The organism is Nocardia sp. NPDC055050 (assembly GCF_053608345.1).
This window is the reverse complement of record NZ_JBSGVG010000085.1, coordinates 1-5,804: the sequence shown is the minus strand read 5'-3', so window position 1 is coordinate 5,804 and position 5,804 is coordinate 1. Positions and strand designations below refer to the sequence as shown.

Sequence of the window (5,804 nt, the reverse complement as noted above, 5' to 3'; positions counted from 1 at the left end):
CTCCGAAGAATCGGAGAACACCCGCCGTTTCTGTGCGTGATCAGCGCGGACTAGCGCTCGATGATCGCCACCACACCCTGGCCGCCCGCGGCGCAGATGGAGACCAGCGCGCGGCCGGACCCCTTCTCCGCCAGCATCTTCGCGGTCGAGGCGACGATGCGACCGCCGGTCGCGGCGAACGGGTGGCCCGCGGCGAGCGAGGAGCCGTTGACGTTGAGCTTGCTACGGTCGATCGAGCCCAGCGCGCCGTCGAGGCCGAGGCGCTCCTTGCAGTAGGCGTCGGACTCCCACGCGGCCAGGGTGGCCAGCACCACGGAGGCGAACGCCTCGTGGATCTCGTAGTAGTCGAAGTCCTGCAGGGTCAGGCCGTTGCGGGCCAGCAGGCGCGCGACCGCGTAGGTGGGCGCCATCAACAGGCCGTCGGGGCCGTGGATGTAGTCCACCGCGGCGACCTCGGAGTCGACCAGGTGGGCCAGCACCGGCAGGTTGCGCTCGGCCGCCCACTCGTCGGTGGACAGCAGCACCGCGGACGCGCCGTCGGTGAGCGGGGTCGAGTTGCCCGCGGTCATGGTGGCGTCGCCCGCCTTGACGCCGAACACCGGCTTCAGGGTCGACAGCTTCTCCACGGTGGAGCCGGGACGCAGGTTGTCGTCGCGGGTCAGGCCGAGGAACGGGGTGATCAGGTCGTCGAAGAAGCCACGGTCGTAGGCGGCCGCCATGTTCTTGTGCGAGAGGTAGGCCAGCTCGTCCTGCGCTTCGCGGGCGACGCCGAATTCCTTCGCGGTGATGGCGGCGTGCTCACCCATCGACAGACCGGTGCGCGGCTCGGCGTTCTTGGGGATCTCGATGCCCAGCATCGAGGGGCGCAGCTGGCCGACCAGCTTGACCTTGTCCTTGGTGGTCCGGGCGCGGTTGGCGGTGAGCATCCACTCGCGCATGTCCTCGCTCACGCCGATCGGCGCGTCGGAGGTGGTGTCGGCGCCGCCGCCGATGCCGGACTCGATACGACCCAGCGCGATCGCGTCACCGACGGTGACGATCGACTGCAGGCCGGTGCCACAGGCGAGCTGCAGGTCGTGGGCCGGGGTGTAGGGCGAGAGCTTCGAGCCGAGCACGCTCTCGCGGATCAGGCTGTGCTCGCCGACCTTCTTGAGCACAGCGCCGCCGACGACCATGCCCAGGCGCTCGCCCTGCAGACCGAACCGGCTGACCAGCCCATCGAGGGCGGCGGTGAACATGTCCTGATTGGACGCCTTGGCGTAGGCCTTGTCGGAGCGCGCGAACGGGATGCGGTTGCCGCCAACGATGGCAATCGGGCGCTGGGTCTTCGCGGCCTTGGCAGGCTTAGCTGCGGCCTTGGCCGTCGCCGAGCGGGCTTTGCTTGTCACTCGAGTTCTCCATGGTCTCGTCGGTTCCGGGTAACGCCGGCCGCTGGAATCGGCCCCCGTGCGGTCGCGGCGTCGTATCGGTTTACATTAAACTTACTCCGGAGTAAGTTCGTTGTCGACACCGTACCCGCAAGTGTGCGCTCACACGGGGGACACTGGGCGGAGCACGGTCACCACACTCGTCGAGCACAGAGAAGGTAGGAACAGTGGCAGCCAAGAGCAAGGGTGCACCGAACCTCTACGGATCTTTCATCCACTCCGCCCCCGGCGCGTTCCTCGCGAGCAAGCTGGGCCTCCCGCAGCCGGCCGAACTGCGCCGCTACAAGGCGGGCGAGCCCGCGCTGCCCGGCCCGGTGCTGCTCGGCGGCAAGGGTCGCCTGGCCGAGCCGGTCCGCGCGCTGCTGTCGGACTACACCGTCGCGGACTCGCTCGAATCGGGCACCAAGTACGGCGCGCTGGTCTTCGACGCCACCGGCATCGATTCGATCGACAAGCTCGCGCAGCTGTTCGAGTTCTTCCAGCCGGCCACGCGCAGCCTCGCGCCGTCGGGCCGTGTCGTGGTTCTGGGCACCACCCCCGAACTGGTCGGCTCGGTCGACGAGCAGATCGCCCAGCGCGCGCTCGAGGGCTTCACCCGTTCGGTCGCCAAGGAGCTGCTGCGTGGCGCGACCGGCCAGCTCGTCTACGTGCACCCCGAAGCGGGCTCATCCGCGACCGGCCTCGAGTCGACCCTGCGCTTCCTGCTCTCCGGTAAGTCGGCCTTCGTCGACGGTCAGGTCATCCGGGTCGGTTCCGCCGACTCGGTCGCCCCGGCGTCGTGGGACAAGCCGCTCGCGGGCAAGGTCGCCGTCGTGACCGGTGCCGCGCGCGGTATCGGCGCCACCATCGCCGAGGTGTTCGCCCGTGACGGCGCCACCGTGATCGTCGCCGACATCCCCGCCGCGGGCGAGGCGCTGTCCGACACCGCGAACAAGATCGGCGCCACCGCGCTGGCCCTCGACGTCACCGCGCCCGACGCCGCCGAGCGTCTGGCCGACTTCGCCACCGAGCGTTTCGGCGGCATCGACATCGTCGTCCACAACGCCGGCATCACCCGCGACAAGCTGCTCGCCAACATGGACGAGGGCCGCTGGAGCTCGGTGATCAACGTCAACCTCGCTGCCCCGCACCGCATCACCTCCGGCCTCGTCGCCAAGGGCGTGCTCAAGGAAGGCGGGCGCGTGATCGACGTGTCCTCCATCGCGGGCATCGCGGGCAACCGCGGCCAGACCAACTACGGCGCGTCCAAGGCGGGCGTCATCGGCATGGTCGACGCCGAGTCCCCGCTGCTGGCCGAGAAGGGCATCACCATCAACGCGGTGGCGCCCGGCTTCATCGAGACCGCGATGACCGCCGCCATCCCCGTCGGCACCCGCGAGGCCGGTCGCCTGATGAGCTCGCTGCTGCAGGGTGGCCAGACCGTCGACGTCGCCGAGACCATCGCCTACTTCGCGAGCCCCGCGTCGAACGCGGTGAGCGGCAACGTGGTTCGCGTCTGCGGTCAGAGCCTGATCGGCGCCTGATGACTCAGACGATCACCCTCACCGAGGTTCCCAAGAACGGCGGCCTGTACGCCAAGGCGGCGCTGGGCGCCATCCCGCTGCCCGCTCCGCTGTCGGCGCGCAAGCCCACCCTGCCCGACCGCCGAGTAGTCCTCGAGGGCGTGCGGGTCGACCCCGACCATCTCGCCGCGTACTGCCATGCCACCGGCCTGCGTTTCAGCGACACCTTGCCGCTGACGTACCCGTTCATCCTCAGCTTCCCGCTGGCGATGCAACTCGTCGTCGCACGGGATTTCCCGTTCAGCGCGGTCGGTGCGGTGCACTTCGAGAACGTCATCGAACGCACCCGCGAGATCTCGGTCGCCGAGCCCCTCGATTTCTCCACCCATATCGAGAACCTCCGCGAACACCCGAAAGGTCTTCTGGTGGACGCGATCACGGAGATCAGCGTCGGTCGTGAACTCGTCTGGCGGCAGGTGACCACCTTCCTGCACCAGCAGCGCACGTCGCTCTCGGGCGGTCCCAAGTCGGCGCCCCCCGCCGATGAGGTGCCCCCGCCCCCGTTGCGCGTGCAGCGCGTGGATCAGAAGATGATCAACCGCTACGCCGCCGCGTCCGGCGACCACAACCCGATCCACGTCTCCGGGATCGGCGCGAAGGCAATGGGTTTCCCGCAGACCATCGCCCACGGCATGTGGTCGGCGGCAGCGATCCTCAGCACGATCGAGGGCCGCGTCCCCGAAAAGGCCACTTACGCGGTCAAGTTCGGCAAGCCGATCTTCCTTCCGTCCTCGGTGAACATCTACGCCGACCAGGTCGGATCCGGCTGGGATCTCTCCATCCTGCATCCCAAGAAGGGGTACCCACACCTCACCGCAACCTTGCGCTGAGTCTCCACCGGCAAGGGCCGCACACTCCAGGGGGGTGTGCGGCCCTTACTGGTTTCAGGGCACGGTGAATCGGTCGTCACGACGGATTGTGTTCGGGGCCTTACGCTTTCGAGGATCTCGCCGATCGTCATCCCGATAGGTGTCGTTACGGGCAATTGCTGTGACTTTACTCATCGACATAAAATGATTCGCTATGAAGTTGCCACAAGAAATTCTGGCACCCATTTTGGTCTACCGTCCGGTGTTTTCTTCTGCGTGCTAAGAAATTGCCCGGGGCGCGGAGGGCTGACTTTGTAGTGTTGCCCGGCTGTCAATACCGCGGGCTCGCGCCACCGGGCAACTATTCGGCATCTGAACACCGTGGTGGCCGAATTTCGAGCATTCCGGTTCCTCTGAAACGCGTGTAGAACTTCTCTTGCCCAGCGATCGTTCGGTCGCGTCGGCGGGTTCACCTGATCCAGATCCGTGGCGAGAAGTGTTGTGGAGGAAGCGTTGTGAACAAGATCAGTCTTTCGAATCGGGGGATTCTGCGCGCGGTTGCTCTCGTGGGGGCGGCGCTGTCGCTGGTCGCGAGCGCCGGCGCGGTGGCAGGCGCGGACACCGGAAGCGGTGAGACCGGAAGCGGGGTAATCGACACGGGCAGCGGGATTCTGGGGGATCTGCTCGACACCGGCAGTGGAATCCTCGGCGGTAGCTCGAGCGGTGGGTCGTCCGAGAGCGTGCAGCCGTGCAACCGCTCGACCAAGTCCGGCGGGGCCGGCGTCACCAACACGACGCATCAGCTCGGCGTCACCGGACCGACCTCGTTCGTCCTGACCTACGAAACCCTCAACATTCCCGACCGCATTCAGGTCTTCTACGAAGGCGGGCAGGTGCTCGACACCGGCTATGTCGGCGACAATGCCAACCAGGGCACCGGATCTCGGGTCGTTTCGTTGCCCGCGGGGTCGTCCTCGACGGTGAGCGTTCGGGTTACAGGCCCGAATGACACCCAGTGGGAGTACACGGTCAACTGCCCGTCTTAGCGCGACCGGTCCATCCCGGTCGATATCGCACGTGTCGGGGCCGCATACCCGAAAAGGCATGCGGCCCTGAGCAAACAGCTATCTGGCAGAAAACTGACAGCACATATTCCGGTAAGCGCAGCGCACGGCGGGAAAACATGAATATGGCTGCCGCCCAATCGGTTACACACCGGAACTCGTTACAGGTTTTCATGGTGATATCAATCATGGACTAAGCCGATCAGTAACTGGGTATACAGCAAGGTTAGGCACAAGCGTGATGCTCTGCCTCGATCCTTCGCTGCGGGGATCTTGCCGCGGTTCGCGTGATTGATCGATCGTCCAGCGGTAATGATCTTGTTCGAGCTCCCGTTCGTTGTGCCGAACGGCGGTCTTCGAGCAATCGATATGAGATCCCCGAAACGAGTTCTGCCGTCAGGCACTCAACGGGCAAATGTGCAGCAATGGTTCGGCGAATGCCCCGAATGTCGCGGGCTAGGGAGCCGCCGCCGACCGTGTTAGAAACTTTCAGTCGGCAACAAAGTCGGCAATCATGGTTAATACCAAGGGGTTTCATTTCATGAAGAAGATTCGCACGCTCGGCTTCGGCATCGTCATCGCCGCCGGGATGGCCGTGTTCGGCACGGGCATCGCCACCGCGGACGAGGTCCCGCCGGTTGTCACCGAACCCGGCACCGGCGGCACGGGCGAGGAGGCCACCACCGGTTCGGCCGGCAGCCTGGCGGCGATCCTGAAGGCGCTCACCAGCGGCTCGTCGGCGGCGGAGGACCCGGCGGACACCGAGACCGGCACCGAGGTCGCCGACGAGACCGAACCCGGCACCGGCGGCACGGGCGACGACGCCTCGACCGGTTCGGCCGACAGTCTGGCCGCGATCCTGAAGGCGCTCACCAGCGGCTCGGCAGCGGCTGAGGAGACCCCGGTGGAAACTCCCCCGGCCTCCTGACGCAGTACGCGAAC

The 5,804-nt window shown here is 66.5% G+C and carries 5 protein-coding genes; 4 read left to right on the top strand and 1 reads right to left on the bottom strand.

Going from position 1 to position 5,804, the window contains the following annotated elements; all coding sequences use genetic code 11:
- Positions 1-50 precede the first annotated feature (50 nt).
- Positions 51-1,388 (bottom strand): acetyl-CoA C-acetyltransferase, encoded by a 1,338-nt coding sequence (locus ACWGCN_RS35665; protein WP_379315042.1) that lies wholly within the window; start codon positions 1,386-1,388, stop codon positions 51-53.
- Positions 1,389-1,594: 206 nt separating this feature from the next.
- Here ACWGCN_RS35665 and ACWGCN_RS35660 point away from each other — a divergent pair, with 206 nt between their 5' ends.
- From ACWGCN_RS35660 to ACWGCN_RS35645, 4 genes are all read left to right on the top strand, one after another.
- Positions 1,595-2,950: a 3-oxoacyl-ACP reductase gene (locus ACWGCN_RS35660; protein ID WP_452460428.1), complete on the top strand. Its 1,356-nt coding sequence runs from the start codon at positions 1,595-1,597 to the stop codon at positions 2,948-2,950.
- Entirely contained in the window at positions 2,950-3,819 is an 870-nt protein-coding gene (locus ACWGCN_RS35655; protein ID WP_379315043.1) for a MaoC family dehydratase, read from the top strand. Before ACWGCN_RS35660 ends, ACWGCN_RS35655 begins: the two co-directional genes overlap by 1 nt.
- Before the next feature lie 503 nt (positions 3,820-4,322).
- Positions 4,323-4,844, top strand: a complete 522-nt coding sequence (locus ACWGCN_RS35650) for a hypothetical protein (RefSeq protein WP_378989530.1) — start codon at positions 4,323-4,325, stop codon at positions 4,842-4,844.
- A 559-nt stretch (positions 4,845-5,403) separates the two neighbouring features.
- Positions 5,404-5,790 (top strand): hypothetical protein, encoded by a 387-nt coding sequence (locus ACWGCN_RS35645; protein WP_378989184.1) that lies wholly within the window; start codon positions 5,404-5,406, stop codon positions 5,788-5,790.
- The last annotated feature ends 14 nt before the right edge of the window (positions 5,791-5,804 follow it).